The sequence below is a fragment of the Streptomyces luteolifulvus genome (assembly GCF_008806595.1).
In the GTDB taxonomy this organism is placed as follows: Bacteria; Actinomycetota; Actinomycetes; order Streptomycetales; family Streptomycetaceae; genus Streptomyces; species Streptomyces luteolifulvus.
Genome location: NZ_VZRB01000097.1, coordinates 1 through 1,358, shown reverse-complemented (window position 1 = coordinate 1,358; position 1,358 = coordinate 1). Strand labels below are relative to the sequence as shown.

2 protein-coding genes are annotated in these 1,358 nt (G+C 70.1%); one reads left to right on the top strand and one right to left on the bottom strand.

Features of this window, described 5'->3' with window-relative positions:
* Positions 1–16: 16 nt before the first annotated feature.
* A complete protein-coding gene (locus tag F7R91_RS41735) occupies positions 17–373 on the bottom strand; it encodes a hypothetical protein (RefSeq protein ID WP_150959094.1) in 357 nt (118 codons plus the stop codon).
* A gap of 84 nt (positions 374–457) precedes the next feature.
* On the opposite strand from F7R91_RS41735, the gene F7R91_RS41730 reads away from it, so the two are divergent.
* Positions 458–1,358, top strand: a 901-nt coding sequence (locus tag F7R91_RS41730) for an IS630 family transposase (RefSeq protein ID WP_150959091.1), incomplete at its 3' end; no start/stop codon positions are given.

Below are 1,358 nucleotides of genomic sequence, written 5' to 3'. Positions count from 1 at the left end.
CTAGTGCTGCTCCGCGTTAGTTCGTGGAGGGTGGTGTGGTCCAGGCGGTGGGGTCGTTGAGGTAGAGGCCGCAGGCACAGTCGAGGGCTTCTTCGGGTGAGCCGAATGGCAGGCCGGTGGGCAGGAAGTTGTCCTGGTACTTGCCGCTGCTGGCGAGGTAGATGGCGAAGCCCCAGGTGTGCAGGACGCCGGTGAAGCGCAGGCGGCACAGTGGCAGCGGCTCCTCTTCGCCTGGCATTTCGCCTGCCACGTAGGCGAATCCGGTACGGAAACGGACGTGGACACCCGAGAGCTGGGGCCAGCGTTCCCGCGCGCGGTCGCGCAGTCGGACGCGGAGGTGGTGCTGCATGGACTCGGGCGGGTTCTTCGGCACGGGGCCTATCCTGCACGGCTGCCCGCCCCGCCACGCCATGATCGTCTCTTTCGCCGGTGAAGGGGCTGCGAGGTGCGTGGCGGGATGGGTACGGCGGTCGGGGTGAAGCTGGACGCGGTAGTGCGCGAGCGTCTGACACGTGTGGCGTTATCACTGAAGGGGCAGGTCAGGGCGGTTCTGCGGGCGCGGATCGTGCTGGCTGCCGCCGATGGTGACAGCAACGGGGCCATCGCCCGGGAGCTGGACATCAGCGTGAATACGGTGCGCAAGTGGCGTGGCCGGTTCGCCGCCGCGGGCCTGGACGGACTGCGGGACGCCGCCCGCTCCGGCCGTCCCAAGACCTATGGCCCCGCCGTGCGGGTGGCGATCGTGGCCACGGCCGCCAGCGCACCGCCGCACCCGGAGTCGGCCTGGTCGCACCGCACGATCGCCGCCAGGGTCGCAGGCACGGTGTTCGCCGCGGTCTCCGCTTCCCAGGTCGGCCGGATCCTGGCCGGCCTGGACCTCAAGCCGCACCGGGTGCGGGGCTGGCTCACCCGCCGCGACACCCCCGACTTCTGGCAGAGGGCCGCCAACATCTGCGACCTGTACCGCAACCCGCCCGAAGGCGCGATGGTGCTGTCCATCGACGAGAAGACCGCGATCGCGGCCCGCTCCCGGCGCCACCCCGGCCGCCCCGCCGCACCGGGCAAGCCGGCCCTGGAGGAGTTCGAGTACCGCCGCCACGGCACCGCCTCCCTCGTCGCAGCCCTGGACGTGCGCACCGGCGAGGTCCTCACCGAGATCATTACCCGCAACAACGCGGTGACCTTCACCGGTTTCCTCGATCACCTCGACAGGGTCATCGCTCCGGGCCAGGACATACACGTCGTCCTGGACAACGGTTCCTCCCACACCGCCAGGCACACCAAGAAGTGGCTGGCCGACCATCCGAGATGGACGGTGCACTGGACTCCGCCGCACGCTTCCTGGCTGAACCAGGTCG